Raw genomic sequence first — 24422 nt, forward strand, 5'->3', positions numbered from 1 at the left:
GCAGGGTGCAGCACGACCACCATGCAGATTGCGATCGGCGGCGGAACCCGGGCGGAGAATGCGAATCGCACGAGGGGCATGTTTCACTTTGCAATCCAAGTCGGAGTCCCACCATGGGGCATAAGGAATTTCGCGACGCGTCAGGTGGCATGCTTCGTGCGTGAGGCAAGATGCGTCGCTCATCGCGGATCGTGGGCGAGCACTAAGGAGGAGTGAACGAATGGATGTGCTCTACATCGGCTTGGCCGTCGGATTCTTCGCGCTCTCGTGGGCCTTCATCGTGGCCTGTGAGCGCCTCTAGGAGGGCCCCGGCCATGCTCTACGCCATCGGTGGCATCGTGACGCTCGTGCTCTTCGTCTACCTCTTTGCTGCACTGCTGAAGCCGGAGTGGTTCTAATGACCGCCAACGCATTCCTGCAGCTCGGACTCTACCTCGTCGTCCTTCTCGCGCTTGCGAAGCCGCTCGGCGGCTATATGGCGCGCGTCTACGAGGGCCAGCCCACGTTCCTCGGTCCGGTTCTCGGGCCCATCGAGCGTCTCATCTATCGACTGTGCGGCGTCCGTCCGGACGACGGCATGACGTGGAAGACGTACGCGGTCGCGATGATGCTCTTCAATCTGCTCGGCCTCCTCGTCGTCTATCTCCTGCAGCGCTTGCAGGGATTCCTGCCTCTCAACCCGCAAGAGTTCGCCGCCGTGACGCCGGACTCGTCGTTCAACACGGCCGTCAGCTTCGCGACCAACACGAACTGGCAGGGGTACGGCGGCGAGGCCACGATGAGCTACCTGACGCAGATGCTCGGCCTCAACGTGCAGAACTTCGTCTCCGCCGCGGCCGGGATGGCGACGCTCGTCGCGTTCATCCGCGGCTTCCGCAACGTCACGACCAAGGACATCGGCAACTTCTGGGTCGACCTCACGCGCAGCACCCTCTACATCCTGCTCCCCCTCGCGCTCGTGTTGGCGCTCGTGCAGGTCTCCCAGGGAGTCGTGCAGAACTTCTCCGCCTACAAGACGGTCCCGCTCCTCCAGCCGACGTCCATGACGACGCCCGTGACGGACGCCGACGGCAACCCCGTGCTCGACGAGCAGGGCCAGCCGAAGACGGAGACGAAGGCGGTGACGGAGCAGACGTTGCCCATGGGCCCAGCCGCGTCGCAGGTGGCGATCAAACAGCTCGGCACGAACGGCGGCGGATTTTTCAACGTCAACTCGTCCCATCCCTACGAGAACCCGACGCCGCTCTCCAACTTCTTCGAAATGCTCGCCATCCTGCTGATCGGTGCGGCGCTCTGCTACACGTTCGGCGTCATGGTCCACGACACGCGCCAGGGCTGGGCGGTGCTCGCGGCCATGACGGCGATCTTCATCGTCCTGCTCGCGCTCTGCGTGTGGGCCGAATACCAGGGCAATCCGAGGATCGCGGCGCTCGGGGTCGACACCGTCGCGAGCAACCTCTCGCCCGGCGGCAACATGGAGGGCAAGGAGGTGCGCTTCGGCGTCGCCAACTCGGCGCTCTGGGCCACCGCCACGACCGCCGCCTCGAACGGTTCGGTGAACGCGATGCACGACTCGTTCACCCCGCTCGGCGGCCTGGTTCCGCTGTTCATGATGCAGCTGGGAGAGGTGATCTACGGCGGCGTCGGCTCGGGGCTCTACGGCATGCTCGTGTTCGCGATCATCGCGGTGTTCGTCGCCGGGCTCATGGTCGGGCGCACGCCGGAGTACCTGGGAAAGAAGATCGAGGCCTACGAGATGAAGATGGCCTCGCTCGTCATCCTGATCCCACCCATCGTCGTGCTCGGATTCACCGCGCTCGGCGTTGCGACGGAGGCCGGTCTCGCAGGGCGCTTCAACAAGGGCGCCCACGGCTTCAGCGAGATCCTCTATGCGTTCAGCTCGATGGGCAACAACAACGGCAGCGCCTTCGCCGGGCTCGGCGCCAACAATCCCTTCTACAACACGAGCGGTGGGATCGCGATGCTGTTCGCACGCTACTGGCTCGCCATTCCGACGCTCGCCATCGCCGGCTCGCTCGCGCAGAAGAAGGTCGTTCCGGCGAGCCCCGGCACGCTCCCGACGCACACGGCGCTCTTCGTCGTGATGCTGATCGGAGTCGTGATCATCGTGGGCGCCCTCACCTTCATTCCCGCCCTCGCGCTCGGCCCCATCGTCGAGCACCTCATGATGACTGCGTGATCGAGACGCACAAGCGGAGTCGATGATGACACAATCCAAGGCTCGTCCCCTCCTGGACCCAGAGATCGTGCGCGGCGCCATCGTGGCGTCGTTCGCGAAGCTCGACCCGCGCCATCAGGTGCGAAACCCCGTGATGTTCGTCGTGCTCGTCGGCAGCGTCATCACGACCGTGCTCTTCGTGCAGGCGCTCGGTGGTCACGGCGAGGCGCCCGCCGGCTTCATCCTCGCGGTGTCGCTCTGGCTGTGGTTCACCGTGCTCTTCGCGAACTTCGCCGAGGCGATGGCCGAGGGCCGCGGCAAGGCGCAGGCCGACGCGCTCCGCAAGGCGCGCCGCGACATCGTCGCGCGAAAGCTCGACCGAGCTCCCTCGAACGGCTCCTTCGACCCCACGCGCGCCAAGTTCACGTCGGTGACCAGCGCGGACCTACGGAAGGGCAACCTCGTCTTCGTCGAGGCGGGCGAGTTCATCCCGAGCGACGGGGAGATCACGATCGGCATCGCGTCGGTCGACGAGAGCGCCATCACCGGGGAGAGCGCACCCGTGATCCGCGAGGCCGGCGGCGACCGGAGCGCTGTCACGGGGGGCACGCGCGTCCTCTCCGACTGGCTCGTCATCACGATCACGAGCGACCCGGGCGAAACATTCCTCGACCGGATGATCGCGATGGTGGAGGGCGCCAAGCGGCAGAAGACGCCGAACGAGATCGCCCTCAACATCCTGCTGGCCGGGTTCACGATCATCTTCCTGCTCGCGACCGTGACGCTGCTGCCGTTCTCGATCTACAGCGTGAACGAGGTCGGGCAGGGGGCGCCGATCACGGTGACCGTGCTGGCGGCGCTCCTCGTCTGCTTGATCCCGACCACCATCGGCGGGCTCCTCTCCGCCATCGGCATTGCCGGCATGGACCGCATGATCCAGTCGAACGTCATCGCGATGTCGGGCCGCGCCGTCGAGGCGGCCGGCGACGTCGACGTGCTCTTGCTGGACAAGACCGGCACGATCACGCTCGGCAACCGGCAGGCCACGGCCTTCATGCCGGCCGACGGCGTGAGCGTCGAGAAGCTCGCCGACGCCGCGCAGCTCGCCTCGCTCGCCGACGAGACGCCCGAGGGCCGCAGCATCGTCGTCCTCGCCAAGGAGAGGTACGGGCTCCGCGAGCGGGACATCCACGCGCTCGGAGCCACCTTCGTGCCCTTCAGCGCCCAGACCCGCATGAGCGGCGCCGACCTGAACGGCCGCCAGGTACGCAAAGGCGCATCCGACGCGATCGAGGAATACGTGAAGGCGCTGGGCGGGCATTTCCCGGCCGTCGTCCACACGAGCGTCGAGACGATCGCACGCGAGGGCGGGACGCCGCTCGTCGTGGCCGAGGGCGCACAGGTCATGGGCGTCATCCAGCTGAAGGACATCGTCAAGACGCGCATCAAGGACCGCTTCGCCGAGCTCCGGCGCATGGGCATCAAGACGGTCATGATCACCGGCGACAACCCGCTGACGGCCGCATCGATCGCCGCCGAAGCCGGCGTCGACGACTTCCTCGCGCAGGCCACGCCCGAGAAGAAGCTCGACCTCATCCGCGAGCATCAGCGCGGCGGCCGGCTCGTCGCCATGACGGGCGACGGGACCAACGACGCCCCCGCGCTCGCCCAGGCGGACGTCGCCGTCGCGATGAACACCGGAACCCAGGCCGCGAAGGAAGCCGGCAACATGGTCGACCTCGACTCGAACCCGACCAAGCTGATCGAGATCGTCGAGATCGGGAAGCAACTCCTGATGACTCGCGGCGCGCTCACCACCTTCAGCATCGCGAACGACGTCGCGAAGTACTTCGCGATCATCCCGGCGGCCTTCGCGACCACCTATCCGGTCCTCAACCGCCTGAACGTGATGGGCCTCGCGACTCCGCAGAGCGCCATCCTCTCGGCCGTCATCTTCAATGCCATCATCATCATCCTCCTGATCCCCCTCGCGCTGCGCGGCGTACGCTATCGGGCGGTCGGGGCGTCCGTCCTCTTGCGCGACAACCTGCTCATCTACGGCCTCGGCGGCATCGTCGCACCCTTCATCGGCATCAAGGCGATCGACATGCTGCTGGTAGGGCTCGGGCTCGCCTGACCACGGGAGACGACCAATGAAACAACTCCGTCCAGCCCTGATGTCCCTCGCGCTGCTGACGATCCTCACGGGAGTCGTCTATCCGCTCGTCGTGACCGGCATCGCCCAGGTGCTCTTCCCGTCGCAGGCGAACGGCAGCCTGATCGTGAAGGACGGCCAGCCCGTCGGCTCGGCCCTGATCGGTCAACCCTTCGACGATCCGAAGTACTTCTGGAGCCGGCTCTCGGCGACCTCGCCAGTCGCGTACAACGGCGCCGTGTCCTCGGGATCGAACCTGGGTCCGCTGAACGACGCGCTCGTGGACGCGGTGAAGGCGCGCGTCGACGCCTTGAAGAACGCCGATCCGGCGAACCCGCGGCCCATTCCGGTCGATCTCGTCACCGCGTCCGGAAGCGGGCTCGACCCGCACATCAGTCCGGCTGCCGCCACCTATCAGGTGGCCCGCGTGGCGCGGGTGCGCGGGCTCCCCGAGGCGACGGTCGAAGGGCTCGTCACGCGCCACACGCACGGTCGCCAGTTGGGGATGCTCGGTGAGCCCGTGGTCGACGTTCTGGCGTTGAACCTCGCGCTGGACGCCGCGACCAAGTAGAATCTCGCCGCGTGCCCTCTCGCACCTCGGATGACGCCCGGCGTCCGTCGCCCGAGGCCCTGCTAGCGACGGCGGCGCGAGAGACGCGCGCGCGGCTCAAGATCTTCGTCGGGGCGGCGCCGGGGGTAGGCAAGACCTACGCGATGTTGCAGGCCGCGCGCCAGCGGCGGGCGGAGGGCATCGTCGTCGTCGTCGGCGTCGTCGAGACGCACGGGCGCTCCGAGACCACGGCGTTGCTCGAGGGTCTCGAGGTCATCCCGCGCCGCGCCATCCCATATCGCGGGCAGATGCTCGCCGAGATGGACCTCGACGCCCTGCTCGCGAGACGGCCCGAGCTGGCGGTGGTCGACGAGCTCGCGCACACGAACGCGCCCGGTAGCCGGCATCCGAAGCGCTACCTCGACGTCCAGGAGCTTCTCGACGCGGGCATCGACGTCTACACGACGGTCAACATCCAGCACCTCGAGAGCCTGAACGACGTCGTCGCGCAGATCACGGGCGTGCGCGTCCGCGAGACGGTGCCGGACGCGATCCTCGATCGCGCCGACGAGGTCCAGCTGATCGACCTTCCGCCCGAAGAGCTGCTCCAACGCTTGCGCGACGGCAAGGTCTACGTGCCCCAGCAGGCCGAGCGCGCGCTCGAGCACTTCTTCCAACCCGCCAACCTGACAGCGCTGCGAGAGCTCGCGCTGCGGGAGACGGCCGAGCACGTCGACGAGCAGGTGCAGACGCATCGCCGGGCGCGCGGCGTCGCGGAGCCCTGGGGCGTCGCGGAGCGGCTGCTCGTGGCGGTCGGTGGCGGCGCCCTCTCGGAACGGCTCGTCCGCATCACGCGGCGGATCGCCGAGCGGCGTGACGCGCCATGGATGGCCGTCTTCGTCGAGCCGTCGCGCTTCCATGAGGCGTCCGAGGAGGAGCGCGCGCGGCCGGCGCAGGTGCTCGCACTGGTGAAGCGGCTCGGCGGCGAGGCGCTGACCGTGCCGGGGGACGACGTCGCCGGGGAGCTCGTCCGCGTCGCGCGCGAGCACGACGCGACGGAAATCATCGTCGGACGCCCGGTTCGCCCCGCTTGGCACGCGCTGCGCGGCCGCTCTGTCGTGGACAGGGTCATTCGTCTCAGCGAGTCGATCGACGTGCGCGTGGTGTCCGGAGGCGCCGAGGCGGTCGCGCCGGCGCCGCCGCCGCGGCGCTGGGGTAGCCCGCGCCGCTATGCGATGGCGGGCGGCATCGTCGTCGCCGCGGGCCTCATCGCGCGCGGGCTCCAGCTCGTCTTGCCGCTCCCCGATCCGGGCATGGTGTTCCTGGCCGCGGTGCTCGTGAGCGCGATCGCAACGGGGCTCGGGCCGTCGATCGCCGCCTCGATCGTCGCGCTCCTCGTGTACGACTTCTTCTTCGTCGAGCCGTACTACACGTTCACGGTCGCAAAACCCCAGGACATTCTCTCCCTCATGGTGTTCCTCGTGGTGGCCGTGGTCCTCTCCGAGCTCACCTCGCGCGTGCGGGCGCAAGCGGAAGCGGCGCGGCGACGCGAAGCGCGGATGACCGCCCTGCGGGCGTTCGCCGGCGAAATGGCCGCCGCGGCGACCCTCGCAGACGTCGTCGGGCGGACCGTCCAGCACGTGAGCCGGGTGCTCGGGGCGCCGGCGGCGGTGCTGCTCCCCGAGGGCGAGCGTCTCACCGTGCAAGGCATCGATCCTCCGGGGACGGAGCTCGATGAGCCCGAGCGGGGGACGGCCGCGTGGGTGTGGCAGCACGACCAGCCGGCCGGGCGGGGGACGGACACGCTGCCCGGGGGCGGGTGGCTGCACGTGCCCCTGTCGACGGCGCGCGGCGCGGTCGGGGTGCTCGCGCTGCGCGCGACCGCGGACCAGGTGCTTCCGCTCGAGCAGCGCCAGCTCCTCGAAGCGTTCGCGGGGCAGGCCGCCGTCGCGATCGAGCGCAGCCGCATCGACGTCGTCCTCGCCGAAAAGGCGAAGACGGAGGCGGTCATCGAGAGCATCGAGGACGGCCTCGTGGTTCTCGATCACACGGGGCACGTGGTCCACGTGAACGAGGTGGCGTGCGCGATCCTCGGCGTCGAGCGGGCGCAGGCGCTCGGAACCGCGTTCGCCGAGCTCGGCTCGAATCACCCGCACTACCTGCGGCTGCGCGGAGTGGTGGCCAACCTCCTCGCGCACCCCGAGCAGCCTCACGAGCCGGTCGAGCTCGCGCTCTACCTGCGCGGGCGCGACCACTACTTCGTGCTGCGCCCGACGCCACTCCATCTCCCCGGCGGCGGGCCCGCGGGGCTGATCGTCGTCCTCCAGGACGTCACCTATCTGCGCGACCAGGAGGCACGCCGCGAGCAGCTCATGGCGACGCTGTCCCACGAGCTCCGCACCCCGCTCCAATCGCTTCGGCTGGCGACCGACCTGTTGGACCGGTCGGGCACCTCGGCCGACGGGCCGCCCGCGGAGCTCGTCGCGGCCGCGCGCGAGGACGTGGCGCGGCTCGAGGACGTGGCGGCGCGGCTCCTCGACGTGTCGCGGTCGCGGGCGATGAGCATTGCGCTCGAGCGGCGCGACCTCGACCTGCCGGACGTGGTCACGCGCGTCGTGCGTCTGTTTGCGCTGCAGGCCCGTGAGCGGGACGTGACGGTCACCCCCGCGATCGCCGAGGGCAACCTCCGTCTGGCGGGGGACCCGACGAAGATCACCTGGGCGCTCTCGAACCTGATCGCCAACGCGCTCCGCTACACGCCGCGCGGCGGGCGGATCACGGTCGAAGCCGGGGCCGCCAACGGCGCCGTGCGCCTCGTGGTCGCCGACACCGGGCCCGGGATCCCCCCCGAGCTGCGGGAGCGGATCTTCGAGCGGTTCGTGCAGGGTGGGGGCGACACCGAGCCGGGCGCCGCCGGCCTCGGGCTCGCCATCGTGCGCGACATCGTGCAGGCTCACGGCGGCCGGGTCTTCGTCGAGAGTGAGGTCGGCCACGGGACGCGCTTCACGATCGAGCTTCCGCGGGGGTGACCAGGATGCCGACCATCCTCATCGTCGATGACGAGAAGAACATCCGGACGCACCTCGCGAGCGTCGTGGAGCGGGCGGGCTACCGTGCCCTCGTGGCCGCCGACGGGACCGATGCCCTGCGCCGGCTCGAGCGGGAGGCGGTCGACCTCGTGCTGTCCGACGTGCGCATGCCCGGCCTCGACGGGATGACGCTCCTGCGCGAGCTGCGGAGCCGGCGACCCGAGGCGCTCGTCATCCTCATGACGGCCTTCGCGACGGTCGCGGGAGCGGTCGAAGCCATGCGCGAGGGCGCTCACGACTACCTCGTGAAGCCTTTCTCGATGGACGAGGTCGAGGTCGTGATCGCGCGCGCGCTCGAGGTGCAGGGGCTCCGGCGGGAGAATCGCAGCCTGCGGCGCGCGGTCGATCCTCCTGCGCTCCTCGAGTCGGCGAATCCGGCGATGCGGCGCGTGCTCGAGACGGCGCTACAGGCGGCGGCGTCCGACGCGACCGTGCTGCTCGGCGGCGAGAGCGGAACGGGAAAGAACGTGCTCGCGCGCGCGATCCACGATTGGAGCCCGCGCCGCACGCGGCCGTTCGTCGTGATCGCGTGCACGACGCTCGCCGATCACCTCCTCGAGAGCGAGCTTTTCGGACACGTGCGAGGAGCCTTCACGGGTGCCTGGAAGGACAAGCCCGGTCGCCTCGAGCGCGCGCAGGGGGGCACGGTCTTCCTCGACGAGGTTGGCGAGCTGCCGCCCGAGCTGCAGGCGAAGCTGCTCCGCTTCCTGGAGGAACGGCAGTTCGAGCGCGTCGGCGGGGCGGACACGATCGAGGTCGACGCACGCGTCGTAGCGGCGACGAACCGGGACCTCGAAGCCGAGGTGCATGCAGGGCGCTTCCGCGAAGACCTCTTCTTCCGCTTGAACGTGATCGGGCTCCGGCTTCCGCCTCTCCGGGAGCGTCCCGAGGACCTGCCGGCGCTCGTCGATCACCTGCTCGGCACGCTGCGGGTCCGTCACGCGCGCCCCGACGTCGCGCTCGCCCCGGCCGCACGCGAGGCCCTTCTGGCGTCGCGCTGGCCCGGCAACGTGCGCGAGCTGGTGAACGTTCTCGAGCGCGCGCTCGTGCTCTGCCGCGGCGACGCGGTACAGGTGGAGGACCTGCCCGATCACGTGACGCGCCCGGGCCCGCCTCCGCCGACTGGCGGGACGTCGTCGCTCGAGGACATGGAGCGGCGGCACGTGCAGACCGTGCTCGCCGAGTCGGCGACGCTCGAAGAGGCGGCGGCGCGGCTCGGCATCAACGTCACGACGCTCTGGCGCAAGCGCAAGCGCTGGAACCTCGACTGACGCCGACCGACCGGGGAGGTGCCACCGCACGCCCGCCACCAGCGTATGCTGGGGGGAGGGACGGGCGTGCGGCGGCAAGCCCGAAGCGCCCGTGTCAGCGCATCGGGAGGGATTGGATCAGTGGCCCCCGATCGCCCTGGTAGACGTTGAGTGTGTGTCCCTCGATCCAGTCGATCTCGCTGGCGAGCGAGATGACGGCGGCGACGGCCAGCTCCTCGCTCACGCCGGCGGGAAGCGCGGCCTCGTAGATTCGCGGAGCGGCCTCGTACGGACCGATGCGAAGGCGCAGCCAGCCCACCTCGGTGCCCTTCGTGTCGCGGAGCGCCGACTGGTACCTGCCACGGACGTCGAGGATCGTCTGTGCGCTCCGGGTGAGGGTGGTCGTTGCGGCGTTGCCGTCGGTCCTTGCGAAGACGTCGGACTGGATGGGCTCGCCCCCGGGCGGCTCGATGTGCAGACGCACGGCGTTGTCGTCCCAGCTCGGGCGGACGTCGCCGAGCGACTGGTCCGAGACCTCGAGGCCCGCCCGCGCGCTCGTGCCGGCATTGCCGTCGATCCAGTAGGCCGCCAGCGTCTTCCCATCGTGGCGCAGCGCCCAGGCGGGATCGCCGGGGAGACGCAGGAACTGCGGAGCCGTCACGAGAGCCGGCTTGCCCGACAGCGGGCGATCCACGACGAACACCTGGCTCTCCTGGTGTGCCGCGAAGGTGACGTCGGAATCGAGGGGGATCGTGTGCAGGCCGCACCCGCAGGCGACGACCGGGCCGAGTGACGTCAGGATGAAGAGGAAGACTCTCATCGCGCCTCGTCGAGGTTTGGATACGCTCGATGCCCGGACGGGCCCGGCCCGAGGGCCGGACCCGTCCGGTTCGCATCAGCCGGCTACTGGTTGGGGCAGTCCGCGATGCAGAACGTGAAGTTGGTGTGGCAGACCTGCTTTGCCTCCGAGCACTGGAACTTGCACAGCTTGAACGTCAAGCTCTTGGTCACGAGGCATCCCTGATCCCCCGATGCCCAGATGGTGTCGCCGTCCGGAATCGTCTTGCAGGCCTTCGTGTCGTTCCTGCGGTTCGTCCGGCACGTCTTCATGCAGGTCTTGCGGGTCGTCGGGACGTTCGTCAGGCACTTCGACAGGTTCGTCTGGCACTTCGTCGCGCACTTGACCCCGTCGCCGGCCGCGAAGCACTGGGCGTACGCCGTCTGATACTGCTTCAAGCAGTCGTCCTTCGTGCCCGGGCACTGCCGGTACGCCTGCTTCGCAGCTTTGATGCAGGCCCGCGTTTCGGGGCTGAACGGGTGCGGGAGCAGCGTGGTGGTCGTGCTGGTACTGGTGGACGTGGTGGTCGTGGCGGTTTGCGCGTGCGCCGTGCCGCGCAGGAGCACGGCGATCGCCAGGACCCCCACTGTCATGCACTTCGATACTCGAAACATCGCGAAAGTCTCCATCTGCGTGCCTCCGGTCCATCCGGGGCCGCGAGCGTTTGTGGTGGCGTTCATGGTGTCGTCCCGGTCCTCGGTCAGAACTTCACGAGGGCGTCGATCTGAAAGCGCGTCTGGGTCGGGTTGTTCACGAAGTTCGCCGTCCCCTGGCTCGCGACCCACGGCCGGTCGATGAAGCTGGTGAAGTAGGCCTTCGTGCTGATCGTGAGCGGGTTCAAGAGCTGATAGGCGAAGCCGACCACCGGCCCCTGCTGGTTCGTCCCGCCGACGCCGAAGTCGCTCCAGGTGAACGCGGAGATGACCGCATCCTGCTGGATGTACTCGTAGAGCGCGTAGGCCGCCCAGTCACCCTGGGTCTTCGTCTGTCCGAGCTGCGCGCCGCCCTGCCAGCCGAAGCCCTTGCTGACCGCCCCCCAGTTGTTCACGAAGTCGAGGAAGAACTTCACCGGCTGGGCCCGCACGACGTTCGGCAGCGTGCCTTGCAGCGTCACGTTCGTTTGATTGAAGTCGCTGAGGAAACCCGTCGTGGCGGCGAACGCGGCGGGCTGCTTGCCGCCCTTCTGCGTCGGAGGCTGGATCTTCTGGAGCACGATCTGGTTGGTGTTCACGAGGCTGGAGTTGAAGTTCGGGTTCGCGACGGGCGCACCCGACGCGGTGTACGAGGTCGTGTTCCTGCTGGTGGCCTGCGCGATCTCGTCGGGATTGAGCCACCAGTACTGGCCGATGCCGGCCTCGAGCATGAGCGGGCCGATGTGCATGCTCGGGTTCACTTGTCCCCCGAACATCCACCCGTCCGCCCGGTTGTTCACCTGGCTGAAGGTCCACTGCTCGGCGTTGAGCTTCAGCTGATCGAGACTGAGGATGCTCGGGTCGCCGATCGGCTTGTCGAGAAGCGCGAGCGTCTCGTTGAAGCCCTCCGGGGCCAGGTCCTCGTCGAAGACCAGCTCGCCGACGCGGAACATCGGATTGGGGAACTTGCCGGCGTTCACCGTCACGAGGCCGGGGCGGATGTTGAAGGTCTTGCCGGGCGCGAGCGTGAGATAGGCCCAGTCGAGATTGACCGTGAACGGCGTGAAGTTGCCGGTGAGCGTCTGGTTGGTCGAGATCGGGTCGTTGACGTTGCCGGTGGCGATGCGCACCGTCGCTCCCACCTCGTCGCTGTAGTTGAAGCGCAAGCCGACCCGCGCTCGGACGCGCTCGCGGTTGTTGGCCGTCACGACCTGGTCTTCCAGATGCGGCTGGTTGTAGAAGCCCTCGTAGCGAAAGCGAACGTCGCCGAAGGGTGTCAGGGAGCTGAGCCAGTCGGGCATCTTCGAGGTCTTGGCCTTCGCAATGTCGGCGGCGTCGGCCGCGTGCTGGACCTGCTCCTCCGTCGCGCGTGAGACCGCCTTCTGCTGCGACATCTCGCCGCGGAGCTGCTTCAGCTCGGCCTGCTGTCGCCGCATCTCCTCCTGCGTCCGCTGCAGCTGCTGTTCGAGCAGACGCAGCCGCCGCTCCGCATCGGGCTCGGCGGCCCTAGCGATCGTGGCCAGGCCGAGCAGCGCCGAGATGACGATGACGGTCCAGCGTTTCTCTCCAAACCCCCAGATGGACATGCGACACTCCTTGTTCGAGCATCTGCGTGCCTCCGGTGGGTCCGGTCAGCGGCGCGTATGTTTCAGTCGGTGGGTCTCCCTGCGCAGGGTCGACCACGATGGAATCTACGAACGTGCGGCGTACGTCATGACGAGATGGGCGACGACCTCGACGTCGCCGGGATTCTCGTAGCGATGCGGAACGTCGGCGCGGAAGAAGAGGACGTCGCCCGCTTCGAGCCGCGCGAGATCGTCGCCGGCCTGGACGACGAGCGTGCCACTCAGAATGGTCAAATGCTCGTATGTCTTCGGAGCATGCGCGTGCGCCTCTTCCACGCAGCCGGGCGCGAGCGAGATCTCGTAGACCTCGGGCGCGTCGGCCTGTCCCAGCGGCGAGAGCGCGCGGGAACGGAAGCCGTTGTCCGACGAGGCGACGACGCGTCCTTGCCCGGAGCGGCGGATGCTGAACGCGACGTCGGGCCGCCCGGGATACGCGACCAGGGCGCCGAACGGCACCTCCAGCGCCGTCGCGAGCGTCCACACCGCGCGCAGGCTCGGGATGAGCTCGCCACGCTCGAGCCGTTCGAGGATCGGGACGTCGATGCCCGTGCGCCGCTCGAGCTCGCCGAGCGTCACGCCCCGCTTGCGACGATGGCGCTCGATGTTGCTCCCGACCGCCGCCGCGAGCGCACGGCCCTCGGGGCTGTCGGGCCCCCGGACCGCTTCCGCCCGCTCGTCGCGGACGGTCTCTTCGAGGGCGTCGTCGATCGTCGGGAGCTGCGTCGTCATCACGATCCTCGCTCGCGCTTCTCGATACGGATCTTCTCGGTCCGGTCGACCTGCACCACCACCCCGTCCTGCACCACTGCCGTCACCGTCCCGAAGCGCAGGCCCCGCAGCGCCGTCTGGATGCGCTCGAGCGCATCGCGGGTGCGATCGAGCGGGGTCGGCACGTCGGTCGTCGATTGGTCGTTTCGCATACAATCCCCATCCCCTCAAATGATGTAGTCTTGGACGAACACGCGCATCTGCCGCGGCGACACCTGGACGACGTCGCCCGGCACCAGCTTCAGCTCGGTGAACCGGTCCCAGGAGAGGTCCACGTTCAGCACGACGCCGAACGTCTCCGAGTAGACGCGCACCTTCACCACCGGGCGGGCCGGGTTGATGTGCGTCACCTTGGCCTCGAGACTCGGGCGGCCGTTCTTCGTGCGCAGGATCTCGAGCTCGTGCGAGCGCACGAACGCCATGGCCTGACGTGACTCGGAGTCGGTGTACTCGGGGTACGCCACCTCGATGTTGCCGAGCGTCGCGCGGCCCGACTGCACGCTGCCGTGGAAGACGTTCACGTTGCCGAGGAAGTCCATGACGAAGGGGTTCGCCGGATGCTCGAAGATCTCCGCCGGCGATCCGATCTGCTCGATCTTCCCGTGGTTCATGATGACGACCCGGTCGGACACCTCGAACGCCTCCTCCTGGTCGTGCGTGACGAACACGCTCGTCACGTGGATCTCGTCGTGCAGGCGGCGCAGCCACTGGCGCAGCTCCTGTCGCACCTTCGCGTCGAGCGCGCCGAAGGGCTCGTCGAGGAGCAGCACCTTCGGCTGCGCCGCGAGCGCCCGGGCGAGGGCGACGCGCTGGCGCTGGCCGCCGGAGAGCTGCGACGGCAGCGAGCGCTCGTAGCCGTCGAGCTGGACCAGGCGCAGCAGCTCGTGCACGCGGTCGCGGATCTCGGCCTTCGGCCGGTTGCGCACGCGCAGGCCGAACGCGACGTTGTCGAACACGGTCATGTGCCGGAAGAGCGCGTAGTGCTGGAAGACGAAGCCGACGTTGCGCTCGCGCACGGCGGCGTCGGTCACGTCCTCGTCGTGGTAGAAGACGGTGCCCGAGTCGGGCGCTTCGAGTCCCGAGATGATGCGCAGCAGCGTCGTCTTGCCCGACCCGGACGGACCGAGGAGCGCCAGCAGCTCGCCGGCGGGCACCTCCAGGGTCACGTCGTTCAGCGCGACGAACGTGCCGAAGCTCTTCGTGACGTTCTTGACCGTGATGCTCATGCCTCTCCTCCTAGAGTCAGCATTCGCTTGTTCTCTTCGAGCTCGCGGCGCGTCTTCCACTCGAGCGTCGTCTTCACGAGCAGCGTGACGAGCGCGAGCATGGCCAGCACCGACGCCACGGCGAAGGCGCCGGGCAGGTTGTATTCCTGGAACAGCTTCTCGACCCGCAGCGGCATGGTGTCGGTCTTGCCGGCGATGTGGCCGGAGACGACGTACACGGCGCCGAACTCGCCCATGGCGCGCGCATTGCAGAGGATCACGCCGTAGAGCAGGCCCCACTTGATGTTGGGGAGCGTGATCATGCGGAAGAGCTGCCAGCCGCGGGCGCCGAGGCTGACGGCGGCGATCTCCTCCTCGGCGCCGAGCGCCTCCATGAGCGGGATCAGCTCGCGGGCGACGACCGGGAACGTGACGAAGCACGTCGCCATCACGAGCCCCGGGAACGCGAAGACGATGTGGATGTCGTGCTCGCGGAGCCACGGTCCGAAGAAGCCCTGGAGCCCGAAGAGCAGCAGCAGGAAGAGACCGACCACGACCGGCGAGACGGTGAACGGCAGGTCGATGAGAGCGGTCAGGAACGCGCGCCCCGGAAACTTGAAGCGCGCGATCGCCCAGGCGGCGGCGATGCCGAAGACGAGGTTCAGAATGACCGCCGTCGGCGCCACCATGAGCGTCAGCTTGATCGAGTGGAACGTGTCGGGGTCCTGGAAGAGGTTCTTCAGGTAGACGCGCGGTCCGGCTGCGAACGCCTCGACGAAGACGTTCACGAGCGGGACGACGACCAGCAGCACCATGACGGTGACGGCCGTGAGCGTGAGCGTCCACTGCACCCAGCGCGGGTCCTCGTGGGCTCGCACGGGAACGGGGCGATGTCCTGCTGTCTCAGCCATGCTGGCGCGCGCTCCAACGTTCGAGGAGGTTGATCGAGAACAGGGTCACGAAGGACATCGCGAGGAGCACGACCGCGATCGCCGCCGCCTCGCCGTAGGCGAACTCTTCGAGGCGGGCGACCACCAGCACCGGCGCGATCTCGGTGCGGAAGGGCATGTTGCCGGAGATGAAGACGACCGAGCCGTACTCCCCGAGCGAGCGCGCGAACGCGAGGGCGAAGCCCGTGATGAGCGCGGGCATGATCGAGGGCAGGGTCACCTTGAGCGCCGTCTGGAGCCGGCTCGCCCCGAGGCAGGCGGACGCTTCCTCGACGTCGCGATCGAGGCTCTCGAGGACGGGCTGCAGGGTCCGCACGACGAACGGAAAGCCGATGAACACGAGGACGATCACGATGCCGAGCCGCGAGTACGCGCCCTGGATGCCGAGCGGTACGAGAAAGCGCCCGTACCACCCGTCCTTCACGAGGAGGCTCGAGAAGACGAGCCCCGTGACGGCGGTCGGCAGCGCGAACGGGAAATCGACGAGCGAGTCGAACAGGCGCTTCAGTGGAAACTCGTAGCGGACCAGCACCCACGCGACGAGGCCGCCCAGGAGGAGGTTCACGACGGCGGACGCGAACGCCGTCCACATCGTGAGCCAGTACGCCGCGAGCGCCCGGTCCGAGAACGCGGCAGCCCAGAACTCGTCGAGCGAGAGGTGGGCGGCCTTCGCGAACCCGGCGGCCATCGGCACGGCCACCACCAGGCTCAGGTAGAGCATGGTGTAGCCGAGCGAGAGGCCGAACCCGGGCAGCACGCGGCGATTGACGTCGACCATCGGAGGCGCCTCCTACTTCTTCGGCTTGTAGAAGCTGTCGAAGAGCCCGCCGTCCGCGAAGAACTTGGCGGAGGCGTCGTCCCAGCCCTTGGCCACGGCGTCGATCTTGAAGAGCTTCAGATCGGGGAACTGGGACCTGTACTTCGCGAGCACCTGCGGGTCGGTGGGCCGGTAGAAGTTCTTGGCGATGATCTCCTGGCCCTCGGGCGTGTAGAGGAACTCGAGGTAGGCCTTGGCGGCGTCGAGGTTGCCCTTCTTCTCGGCGTTCTTCGTGACGATCGCGACGTACGGCTCGGCGAGGAAGCTCGTCGGCGGATAGACGATCTCGACCGCGCCGTTCGCCTCCTGCACCTCGAGCTCCGCTTCGTTCTCCCAGGCGAGATGGACGTCGCCGATGTTCTTCTGGACGAAGGTGGTCGTCGCGGCGCGCGCCGCCAGGTCGAGCACGGGCACCTGCTCGTAGAGCCTCTTCAGGAACGCGAGGGCGTCGGCGTCCGAGCCGCCGCGGGTCACGACGGATCCCCAAGCGGCCAGGAACGAGAGCTTGCCGTTGCCCGAGGTCTTCGGGTTCGGCGTCACGATCTCGACGCCGGGCTGCACGATGTCGGGCCAGTCGTGGATGTTCTTCGGGTTGCCCTTGCGGACGACGAAGACGATCGTCGACGTGTAGGGCAGGGAGTCGTTCGGGAGCGTCTTCTCCCATCCGAGCGGCATGAGGCCCGCCTTCGCGATCGCGTTGGTGTCCGTCCACATGGCGAGGGTCACGACGTCCGCCTCTAGGCCGTCGAGCACGGCGCGCGCCTGGCTGCCCGAGCCGCCGTGCGACTGCCTGACGGTGACGACGGCGCCGGTCTGGGCCTTGTACCTGGGAACGAAGGCCTCGTTGACGGCCCGGTAGAGCTCGCGCGTCGGGTCGTAGGACACGTTCAGGAGCTCGAGCGCGCCGGCGCGGCGCGGAGCGGCCGCGAGCAGCGCCGCGGCGACGAATACCAGAAGAGCGTGCTTCGACATCGGGGTCTCCATCAGCCCTGGACCGCGGTCCAGGGCGCGGGCTGGACGCCGGTCGCGGTGGCGGCGGCGTGCTCGGGTAGGAAGCGGAGCTGGGGGAAGACGATGCGGCTAGGCCGCCAGAAGACCCGCCGGGGCGCCGGAGCCACGACAAAGTCGGCTCCGTGCCGGCAGGACGATGCCGACGTCGGTTTCGGACGTGGCCGAGAGGGCACGGCTCGCGTCGCGCAGGGCGCGCGCGCTCGTGTTGCACGAGCGCAGATGCCGGCGGAGGCGGAGCCAGCGGAGCTGCAGTTCGGTCTTGGGAGTCTGAGGCTTCATCGAATCGTCCTTTCGTCGTCGTGTCGTTCGTTCGGTCGCGGAAACGAAAAGGCCCGGGGGGCATGAGCCTCCCGGGCCTGGTTCACGACGTTGGAACGATGGTCAGGACGTTCGATCGAAGTGACCGCGCGCGCAGGAAGCCCCCCGGGCCTCGATACAACGACAACACATCGCTGCGAGCGGTCTCGTCACTGTGGGTGACAATGCCTTGGATGGACGTTCCGTGTCAAGCGCGTGCGCGCGCTTTACAGCCTGGAGGTGCACCGCCAGCATGACCCGCATGCCTTGGCTCATGCTGCTTGCGGTGTTGGCCGCGTGCGGAGGGAGCTCCGGCGGGCCAGGGGACACGGCGACACGGACGCGAACGCCGGGCATCCGCGTCACCATGGACGCGCTCCATCGGATGGGCGGCGTTCCTCCGGGCTGGAAGCTCACGCCGCCGGCGGGGGAGATCGCGGCGGGCCGCCAGGCCTTCGTCGACTTCGGTTGCCCGTCCTGCCACCGCGTCGAGGGCGAATCGTTCTCCAACAAGGCGACGGCCGAGCAGGTGGGCCCCGATCTGACCGGCATGGGCGCGCACCATCCGCCCGCCTACTTCGCCGAAGCGATTCTCTCCCCCGACGCCGTGCTGATCGAAGGCCCCGGGTACATCGGACCGGACGGCCATTCCGTCATGCCCGACTATCCCGAGATGACGGTGCGCCAGCTCGGCGACATCGTCACGTACCTCTCTTCGCTCCGGACGGGCGGCGCGCATGCGGGGCACGTCATGGGCAATGCGCCCGTCGTCCCGGCCAACGTGTTCGCGCGCCCCCAAGCGCCGGAGCAGCCGGCGAAGGCGTTCTTCGTGCAATCGTACGCGGTGAAGCCCGGGCAGCTCGAGCCCTTCGAGCAGTGGATGAAGGAGAGCGGCGGACGGCGCTTCCTCGAGCAGGGCGTCATCAGCATCGACACCTACGTCGACTTCACGCGCGAGCAGAACCCCTACACGTCGATCTTCGGCTTCCGCGACCCCGCCGCGCTGCAAGCGTTCGTCGAGAATCCCACCGCGCAGGCCCTGGGTCTCGAGTTCGATGGCTTCATCGGCGAGCACACGCACACGCAGCAGATGTGGCCGCCGATCTATCGCGCGCCGAGCCTCTCGGCGGCTCCGCGTTGACTTTCGGGCAGGCAGCCGGCAGCCAGGCGCGCGGGAGGAATTCGATGACGAAGCTCGGATGGGGAAGCGCGACCCTCGCGATGTCGCTCGCGCTCGCCGCGTGCGGTGGCGGCGAGGAGCCGGCGTCGACAACCCAGGGGACGGCGGCACCGGCCGCCGAGCCGCGCCGCGATCCGATCGCCGGTGGTCCCTTCCCCGCGCTCTTCGTCGCGGAGGCGCAGTTCGTCGACAAGGTCGGCGCCGACGGCAAGAAGGCGTCGATCCCCGGCGCCGCCAAGCTCACGATCGTCCGCAAGGGCGAAAAGGGGTGGACGGCGACCGTCCTCGAAGACCCCGACAGCAACGTCTTCCACAAGGCGCTGCAGACGCCCGAGGGGCTGCTCACGATCGGGGGCCAGCAGGCGCTCCTGCGCACGTGGACGTTCAAGGACGGCGCGTGGACGGCGGCGACGCACTGGAACCCGAAGTTCGGCGGCAAGTTCGATCGCCTGCGCGACATCGAGCAGGGCGACGTCGACGGCGACGGCAAGCCCGAATGGGTGATCGCGACGCATGATCAGGGCGTCATCGCCGTCCTCCATCCCGACGACGGCTGGCGCGTCGAAGAGGTCGATCGCGAGCCCAACACGTTCGTGCACGAGATCGAGATCGGTGACGTCGACGGCGACAAGGTCGCCGAGTTCTTCGCCACACCGTCCAAGCCGAACAAGCTGGACCAGGAGCAGCCGGGCGAGGTGCGCATGTACAAGCACACGCCGAGCGGCTGGCAGAAGTCGGTCGTCGACGCGCCCGGTGACACGCACGCGAAGGAGATCCTCACCGCCGACGTCGACGGCGACGGCATCGACGAGCTCTATGTCGTCTGGGAGGGCGCGGTCGGCCAGGGCGGCGCGCTCGTGCGTCCGGTCACGATCAAGCAGTACAAGATGAAGGACGGGAAGTGGACGTCCTCGGTCGTCACCACCATTCCCGACCGCCAGATGCGCGCGATCCAGGCGGGCGACGTCAACGGCGACGGCAAGATCGATCTCGTCGCCGGCGCGCTCGCGTCGGGTCTGTGGCTGATCGAGCAGGGCCCGCAGGGCTGGACCCCGAAGCTCATCGACGCCCAATCGACCGGCTTCGAGCAGCCCGTCGACCTCGCCGACCTCGACGGCGACGGCGCGCTCGAGATCTACGTCGCGTCCGAGGACCAGGCCGAGCTGCGACAGTACAAATGGAACGGCAGCGGGTTCGCGAAGACGGTGCTCGTCCCACTCAAGAAGGGCGACATCACCTGGAACGTGACGCACGGGAAGCTGTGAGCCGCGGGCCGGCTACTACTTGAGTCGCAGCGGCGCGCCGGAATCGGGCGCAGGTGCACGAAAGGGGCGGAACCCCTCGCACTTCCACGACAATTCTTCTTGACACCGATTCGGGGGTCGACGTACCCAAGACGAACCATGCTCCGCGGTCCGCGCCGCGTGCGGTCGAGCTTTGCACTCGCCGTCGCACTCGCTCTCGCCATCCCGTCGCTCGGACACGCGAGCCTCGTGTGGGGCCCGAAGAAGGGATCGTTCTGCGAGCCGCCGAGCGTCTTCTACTCGAGTCGCCACGCGGCCGGTGCGACGCCGTGCTGCGCGACGCAGGAAGGCGCGTGCCCCGGCGGCAACCCGTGCCCGGCGAGCGGCGTGTGCGCCGTCGGCGGCACACGCTGCGTGCCGACGGTCACCAGCCGTCCGAACGTCATTCTCATGATCTCCGACGATCAGGGCGAGTGCTTCTACGGCAGCGCCGGCGAGTGCCGGAGCGCGCAGTCGGGGACGCCGATTCCCGCGCCCGTGACGCCGAACCTCGATTCGCTCGCCGCGACCGGCACGGTGTTCGCCGTCGCGCACAACACGGCCGCGTGGTGCTACCCGTCGCTCAACTCGATCCTCACCGGCCGCTACCAGAAGAGCTTCGGCGGCTTCCGCAGCCAGATCGCGCAGCGCTACCTCACGATCCCGCGCACGCTGCGGCAGCTCGGCCGGGCGCCGGGCACGGTCGCGGATCCGTTCGACCCCGACGCCAGCATCGGCGGCTACTGCTCGCTCCAGGGCGGCAAGTTCACCGCCTCGTCGGGACGCGACACGGGCTTCGACGCGCGCATCAACGTGGGCGAGCGCACGATCGGCAGGATCGACTGTCTGTCCAGTCCCCAGGGCGGCACGCCGCTCTGCGGCTCGGATACGCAGGCGACGTACAATCCGTTCACCATCAGCCACATGCGGGACGTGTTCACGTTCCTCGACTCGCTCGTCTACAAGACGCCGGGCGGCGGCCCCGGCGACTTCTCGATGCAGCCGTTCTTCCTGTGGTACGCGCCGCGCATTCCGCACCAGCCGCTGCGGGCTCCGGACGCGATCGGGCGCTACCTCTTCGGCGCCGACGGGCAGTCGGGCTTCTTCCAGCTGGGTCAGCTCTGCAGCGGCGGGACCTGCGCGCCCAGCGTGCGCGCGTTCGACGAGAACAACTTCGGCACCGTGCGCGAGTACTACGCCAACGTCTATCTCGCCGACGCCAGCCTGCGCGAGTTCCAGAAGTTCCTGCAGACGACGAGCGCCCCGCACTGCATCGGTCCGAACGGGCAGAGCCGCTTCCAGGAGACGACGCAGCAGGCCTGCCGCGGCACGTGGGTGACGAGCGTCGCGCCGGATCCGGCGGCGAACACGATCTTCGTCTACCTCTCGGACAACGGGTGGCAGCTCCCGAACTCGAAGCACAACTTCACGGAGAACGGCTACCGCACGCGTCTCATCGTGCTCGATCCGCGCGGGCAGACGGCCGGTCCGACCGCCGTCGCGCCGGCGGGCATCACGAGCCTCGCGCTCGCGCACTCGACCGACGTGCTGCCGAGCGTGCTCGGCTTCGCGCTCGGCACGGCGCCCGGGACGCAGAGCTGCCCGCAGAGCGACTACGACGGCACGCCGTGCGACGGGCGCGACTTCCGCGCGCAGCTCGTCTCGAATCCGGGCGGGCCGGCGCCGGCGACCGCGCTGCGCCGCGCCCTGTGCGGCCACGAGACGCAGCGCCCCGTGCGGCCGTCGCGGGGGCGTTACCTCCTCGCCGGTGCGGGTGCGGTCGGCCGATGCACGCTCACCGGCGGGACGGTCTGTGCCGCCGACGCCGACTGCGGCGCGTCCGGGTTCTGCCTGGGCGGATTCTGCGCCGCGCACGGCGGACAGGCGTGCGGCGCCTGCCCGTCGGGCACCGTGTGCCTCGGCGGGAAATGTCAGGCGGGGCCGCCGTGCATCGACGACGCCACCTGCACGACGCTGCTGAAGGCGCCTGCGGCGTGCGTCGCCAAGGACACGACCTGGTGCGCGAACGCGCCCGACGTCGCGTGCGCGACGGCGACCGATTGCCCCGAGTGTCCGACCGTCAACGGCCACGCGACCGCCTGCCGCCGGCTGTGCGCGCCGCGCATGCTGAAGATGTACGACACCGTCGGCGGCGCGGACATGACGGACCTGTTCCTCGATCCGGACGAGAAGGACGTGCACGCCAGCGGTCCGGTCGCAGCGCTCTTCTCGGACGAGAGCGGGCCCTACGGTGCGACGCTGCGACGGATGGCCTGCTGCCTCGACGATTGGTGGGACGCGGAGTTGCGCGGTGGGTCGCTGTGCGGCGCGGGCGAGAGCTGCCCGGCCGAGCTCACCTGCAACGAGTAGGCGCCCCGAAAGGTGACGCCACGGCCGCCGCCGCGGGCTCCGGCCGGTTGGAGGTGGCCGGGTCGCGGCGACTCACCGTGGGGTGGGTAGGGCCTCCGGGCAGGAGGAGGACGGCGCCCGCGGACTCCGGCCGGTTGCCGGACCGACCCGCCCGCGCTTGCGCTCGCCATGAAGGAGCCGTGTGAAAGCCCGCATTGCGACGGACCGTACTCCTGCGTTCGAGACTTCGATATCCGGGATTACTACGCACGGGCATCTGCGCGCGTAGTTCTGCGGGGTCTCGCGCCGCGGTCCGGCGGCTACTGCGCGTAGTACTGCCCGATCTCCTGCCCGACGAACGCGCGTCCTGCTGCTGCCAGGTGACCGAGGTCGTCCGTAAATTGGGCGCACGTCTCCACCACGGGCGAGATCCCCGCGACGAGATCCGGGCTGTCCGGGACGACGGCGGCTATCGCCTGATCGATGTAGGGATGGTTGAAGGTGGCACGGATGCCTTGCCTGTTGGCAGACGTCGGGCAGACCGCGCCGCCGGGACCCCCGACGACGGACTGGAGCACGATCTGTCTCGCCTGCGGGTGCTGTAGCCGGATCGTGGCGATCGCGGCGCGAATCCGCTGCGCCCACGTCGGCACGCTCGAATCGTAGGTGTGCGACGTGATGGTGAGGATCACCCGGTCCGGCGAGCTCGAGCCCTGCGCGCACGGCGAGCACAGGACCGGGGAGCCGGAGCCCAGACATTGCGTGGCGACCGGCGGGCTCCAGCCGTCGGACGTCGGGTCGGCCCATACGTCGACGTCGCCGCCGGCCTGGAAGCGCATTTGCCACCTGGCATCGTCGATGTGCTGCTGGAACTCGGGCGTCTCGTGCCACATGAGTGTCTGGCTGAAGCCGATGACCTCGGTGCACGTGAAATCGCCGGGCGGTGGGGGTGGCGGGTTCTCTCCGCCCGGCGCCGTCACGACCAGCGTGACGTCCTGCGTGCGGGACACGCCTCCACCGTTGCCGGTGATCGTCAACGCATAGGAGCCCGGCGGCGTCGTCGACGCGGTGGCGACGAGGATCATGGAGGTGCCCGGGACGGGCGCGGGGTTCGGGGCGACGGAGCCGACCGCGCCGGCCGGAATGCCGCGCACGCTCAACGCCACGGTGCTGGTGAAGGCGTTGATCGCGTCGAGCTCGACGTCGATGACCGCGGCGACTCCCGGATCGAGCGACTGTGACTGCGGCGACGCGAACAGGTCGAAGCTCCGGGCCTGGATGACGTTGAGCGTCAGGCCGGCCGTGTGGGTGACGTTCCCCGACGTCGCCGAGACCACGACGGGATACGCGCCCGAGGGTGTGGTCGGGGACGTGGTGAAGGTGAGGACCGAGGCGCCTCCCTGCAGGAGGTGGTCCGGCGTGAACGTGCCGGTCGTGCCCGCCGGCAAGCCGGAGGCGACGAGCGCGACGTCGCCGTCGAAGCCGTTCAGTGAGGTGACCGTGACGCCTGCCGTCGCGCTTCCGGGACGGCCCATCCGGATCACGCTCCGAGACAGGGCGAGGTCGATGTCGGGGGGCGGCAACGCGATCGCGAGGACCTCGATCCCGCACACCTGGGGATTACCGACGGAACCGGGCGTGAACCTGACGACGATGTTTCCTGCGGTGGCCTGGGCGACGAACTCTTGAACCACGGCACGGCGTGGCCCGCCCGCAGTGCGGACGATGTCGAAGTCGGTCAGGACCTGGGCGCCGTTGATCGCGACGTCGAATTCGCGCCGCCCGGGAACGGTGTTGAAGCTGTCCGCGAAGTGCAGGCGGACCCGGTACGACGCGCCGGGTGCCAGACCGGGAAACGAATAGGAGAAGGTCCCGAAGCGGATCGACTGGTAGACGTCCTGGAGCGCCGGGTCGGCGACGCCACTCAGATCGAACGTCGTCGTGGAGCGACCGGTCGAGCCGCCAGAAAAGAACGCGTCGGCCGAAAACGAGCCGGACCCCGCGCCCCCGGCGTCTATGGCGACGGCTCCCGCAGACGAGACGAACGGGCTTGCGATCGCGAGACACGCGAGGACGGCGAGGACGGTCGGTCGTAGGTCCTTCACGGGTCTCCATTTGGTGTACGCGATCAGGTCCTCGCCGCGCAAGATAGCTCCCCGAGTGACGCGGGGGGTCATTCCCCATGCCGATCTGCCGAGAAAGGAAGCCTCTCGCGCAGTTGGTCAGCCCGGATTGGGGACACCC

Annotated in this window: 20 protein-coding genes; 9 read left to right on the top strand and 11 right to left on the bottom strand. The window is 68.9% G+C overall.

What is annotated here, in order from left to right:
- Nucleotides 1-287 precede the first annotated feature (287 nt).
- The 6 genes from kdpF to VMS22_18305 are packed head-to-tail and all read left to right on the top strand — an operon-like array spanning nucleotide 288 to nucleotide 9244.
- Nucleotides 288-398 carry a K(+)-transporting ATPase subunit F gene (gene kdpF / locus VMS22_18280; GenBank protein HXJ35984.1) on the top strand — a complete coding sequence of 37 codons (111 nt, stop codon included), beginning with the start codon at nucleotides 288-290 and terminating at the stop codon, nucleotides 396-398.
- On the top strand, nucleotides 398-2200 hold the full coding sequence (gene kdpA, locus VMS22_18285) for a potassium-transporting ATPase subunit KdpA (protein HXJ35985.1): 1803 nt from the start codon (nucleotides 398-400) through the stop codon (nucleotides 2198-2200). Before kdpF ends, kdpA begins: the two co-directional genes overlap by 1 nt.
- Nucleotides 2201-2225: 25 nt before the next feature.
- On the top strand, nucleotides 2226-4316 hold the full coding sequence (kdpB, locus tag VMS22_18290; protein ID HXJ35986.1) for a potassium-transporting ATPase subunit KdpB: 2091 nt from the start codon (nucleotides 2226-2228) through the stop codon (nucleotides 4314-4316).
- Nucleotides 4317-4332: 16 nt separating this feature from the next.
- Nucleotides 4333-4905: a potassium-transporting ATPase subunit KdpC gene (kdpC, locus tag VMS22_18295; protein ID HXJ35987.1), complete on the top strand. Its 573-nt coding sequence runs from the start codon at nucleotides 4333-4335 to the stop codon at nucleotides 4903-4905.
- A gap of 11 nt (nucleotides 4906-4916) precedes the next feature.
- Complete coding sequence (locus VMS22_18300) at nucleotides 4917-7913, top strand: ATP-binding protein (protein ID HXJ35988.1); 2997 nt, start codon at nucleotides 4917-4919, stop codon at nucleotides 7911-7913.
- 5 nt (nucleotides 7914-7918) lie between these two features.
- Nucleotides 7919-9244 carry a sigma-54 dependent transcriptional regulator gene (locus tag VMS22_18305; protein ID HXJ35989.1) on the top strand — a complete coding sequence of 442 codons (1326 nt, stop codon included), beginning with the start codon at nucleotides 7919-7921 and terminating at the stop codon, nucleotides 9242-9244.
- A 94-nt stretch (nucleotides 9245-9338) separates the two neighbouring features.
- Here VMS22_18305 and VMS22_18310 read toward each other — a convergent pair whose 3' ends face one another.
- The 10 genes from VMS22_18310 to VMS22_18355 all read right to left on the bottom strand — a co-directional run bounded on the left by VMS22_18310 (nucleotide 9339) and on the right by VMS22_18355 (nucleotide 17348).
- On the bottom strand, nucleotides 9339-10043 hold the full coding sequence (locus tag VMS22_18310; GenBank protein ID HXJ35990.1) for a hypothetical protein: 705 nt from the start codon (nucleotides 10041-10043) through the stop codon (nucleotides 9339-9341).
- A gap of 83 nt (nucleotides 10044-10126) precedes the next feature.
- Nucleotides 10127-10654, bottom strand: a complete 528-nt coding sequence (locus tag VMS22_18315; GenBank protein ID HXJ35991.1) for a hypothetical protein — start codon at nucleotides 10652-10654, stop codon at nucleotides 10127-10129.
- Nucleotides 10655-10761: 107 nt separating this feature from the next.
- Entirely contained in the window at nucleotides 10762-12279 is a 1518-nt protein-coding gene (locus VMS22_18320; protein HXJ35992.1) for a putative porin, read from the bottom strand.
- Between the two features lie 105 nt (nucleotides 12280-12384).
- On the bottom strand, nucleotides 12385-13047 hold the full coding sequence (locus VMS22_18325; protein HXJ35993.1) for an XRE family transcriptional regulator: 663 nt from the start codon (nucleotides 13045-13047) through the stop codon (nucleotides 12385-12387).
- On the bottom strand, nucleotides 13047-13238 hold the full coding sequence (locus VMS22_18330; protein ID HXJ35994.1) for a DUF2292 domain-containing protein: 192 nt from the start codon (nucleotides 13236-13238) through the stop codon (nucleotides 13047-13049). Before VMS22_18330 ends, VMS22_18325 begins: the two co-directional genes overlap by 1 nt.
- A gap of 15 nt (nucleotides 13239-13253) precedes the next feature.
- Nucleotides 13254-14312 carry a sulfate ABC transporter ATP-binding protein gene (locus VMS22_18335; GenBank protein ID HXJ35995.1) on the bottom strand — a complete coding sequence of 353 codons (1059 nt, stop codon included), beginning with the start codon at nucleotides 14310-14312 and terminating at the stop codon, nucleotides 13254-13256.
- Nucleotides 14309-15202: a sulfate ABC transporter permease subunit CysW gene (gene cysW / locus VMS22_18340; GenBank protein ID HXJ35996.1), complete on the bottom strand. Its 894-nt coding sequence runs from the start codon at nucleotides 15200-15202 to the stop codon at nucleotides 14309-14311. The genes VMS22_18335 and cysW overlap by 4 nt, the downstream gene beginning before the upstream one ends.
- Nucleotides 15195-16019 carry a sulfate ABC transporter permease subunit CysT gene (gene cysT, locus VMS22_18345; protein ID HXJ35997.1) on the bottom strand — a complete coding sequence of 275 codons (825 nt, stop codon included), beginning with the start codon at nucleotides 16017-16019 and terminating at the stop codon, nucleotides 15195-15197. The genes cysW and cysT overlap by 8 nt, the downstream gene beginning before the upstream one ends.
- Nucleotides 16020-16031: 12 nt before the next feature.
- Nucleotides 16032-17030, bottom strand: coding sequence for a sulfate ABC transporter substrate-binding protein (locus tag VMS22_18350; GenBank protein ID HXJ35998.1), 999 nt, complete (start codon nucleotides 17028-17030; stop codon nucleotides 16032-16034).
- Between the two features lie 108 nt (nucleotides 17031-17138).
- Nucleotides 17139-17348 (bottom strand): hypothetical protein, encoded by a 210-nt coding sequence (locus VMS22_18355; protein HXJ35999.1) that lies wholly within the window; start codon nucleotides 17346-17348, stop codon nucleotides 17139-17141.
- 271 nt (nucleotides 17349-17619) lie between these two features.
- Between VMS22_18355 and VMS22_18360 the strand changes: the two genes are divergently transcribed.
- From VMS22_18360 to VMS22_18370, 3 genes are all read left to right on the top strand, one after another.
- The gene (locus VMS22_18360) at nucleotides 17620-18507 is read left to right on the top strand and encodes a cytochrome c (GenBank protein HXJ36000.1); all 888 of its coding nucleotides are present in this window, start codon (nucleotides 17620-17622) and stop codon (nucleotides 18505-18507) included.
- Between the two features lie 44 nt (nucleotides 18508-18551).
- Nucleotides 18552-19811 (top strand): VCBS repeat-containing protein, encoded by a 1260-nt coding sequence (locus tag VMS22_18365; protein ID HXJ36001.1) that lies wholly within the window; start codon nucleotides 18552-18554, stop codon nucleotides 19809-19811.
- Between the two features lie 138 nt (nucleotides 19812-19949).
- Entirely contained in the window at nucleotides 19950-22199 is a 2250-nt protein-coding gene (locus VMS22_18370) for a sulfatase-like hydrolase/transferase (protein HXJ36002.1), read from the top strand.
- 299 nt (nucleotides 22200-22498) lie between these two features.
- On the opposite strand, the gene VMS22_18375 is transcribed toward VMS22_18370, so the two are convergent.
- Nucleotides 22499-24283: a malectin domain-containing carbohydrate-binding protein gene (locus tag VMS22_18375; GenBank protein ID HXJ36003.1), complete on the bottom strand. Its 1785-nt coding sequence runs from the start codon at nucleotides 24281-24283 to the stop codon at nucleotides 22499-22501.
- Nucleotides 24284-24422: the final 139 nt, after the last annotated feature.

Source organism: Candidatus Eisenbacteria bacterium (genome assembly GCA_035577985.1).
In the GTDB taxonomy this organism is placed as follows: Bacteria; Desulfobacterota; Binatia; order DP-6; family DP-6; genus DATJZY01.

What these genes read in the sequence shown, in the direction of transcription:
- VMS22_18370 (HXJ36002.1), top strand. Translation starts at nt 19,950, where the DNA reads ATGCTCCGCGGTCCGCGCCGCGTGCGGTCGAGCTTTGCACTCGCCGTC.
- VMS22_18335 (HXJ35995.1), bottom strand. Translation starts at nt 14,312, where the DNA reads ATGAGCATCACGGTCAAGAACGTCACGAAGAGCTTCGGCACGTTCGTC.
- kdpA (HXJ35985.1), top strand. Translation starts at nt 398, where the DNA reads ATGACCGCCAACGCATTCCTGCAGCTCGGACTCTACCTCGTCGTCCTT.
- VMS22_18320 (HXJ35992.1), bottom strand. Translation starts at nt 12,279, where the DNA reads ATGTCCATCTGGGGGTTTGGAGAGAAACGCTGGACCGTCATCGTCATC.
- kdpB (HXJ35986.1), top strand. Translation starts at nt 2,226, where the DNA reads ATGACACAATCCAAGGCTCGTCCCCTCCTGGACCCAGAGATCGTGCGC.
- VMS22_18310 (HXJ35990.1), bottom strand. Translation starts at nt 10,043, where the DNA reads ATGAGAGTCTTCCTCTTCATCCTGACGTCACTCGGCCCGGTCGTCGCC.
- VMS22_18305 (HXJ35989.1), top strand. Translation starts at nt 7,919, where the DNA reads ATGCCGACCATCCTCATCGTCGATGACGAGAAGAACATCCGGACGCAC.
- VMS22_18355 (HXJ35999.1), bottom strand. Translation starts at nt 17,348, where the DNA reads ATGAAGCCTCAGACTCCCAAGACCGAACTGCAGCTCCGCTGGCTCCGC.
- VMS22_18330 (HXJ35994.1), bottom strand. Translation starts at nt 13,238, where the DNA reads ATGCGAAACGACCAATCGACGACCGACGTGCCGACCCCGCTCGATCGC.
- cysT (HXJ35997.1), bottom strand. Translation starts at nt 16,019, where the DNA reads ATGGTCGACGTCAATCGCCGCGTGCTGCCCGGGTTCGGCCTCTCGCTC.
- VMS22_18315 (HXJ35991.1), bottom strand. Translation starts at nt 10,654, where the DNA reads ATGACAGTGGGGGTCCTGGCGATCGCCGTGCTCCTGCGCGGCACGGCG.
- VMS22_18360 (HXJ36000.1), top strand. Translation starts at nt 17,620, where the DNA reads ATGACCCGCATGCCTTGGCTCATGCTGCTTGCGGTGTTGGCCGCGTGC.
- VMS22_18365 (HXJ36001.1), top strand. Translation starts at nt 18,552, where the DNA reads ATGACGAAGCTCGGATGGGGAAGCGCGACCCTCGCGATGTCGCTCGCG.
- VMS22_18350 (HXJ35998.1), bottom strand. Translation starts at nt 17,030, where the DNA reads ATGTCGAAGCACGCTCTTCTGGTATTCGTCGCCGCGGCGCTGCTCGCG.
- VMS22_18325 (HXJ35993.1), bottom strand. Translation starts at nt 13,047, where the DNA reads ATGACGACGCAGCTCCCGACGATCGACGACGCCCTCGAAGAGACCGTC.
- kdpC (HXJ35987.1), top strand. Translation starts at nt 4,333, where the DNA reads ATGAAACAACTCCGTCCAGCCCTGATGTCCCTCGCGCTGCTGACGATC.
- cysW (HXJ35996.1), bottom strand. Translation starts at nt 15,202, where the DNA reads ATGGCTGAGACAGCAGGACATCGCCCCGTTCCCGTGCGAGCCCACGAG.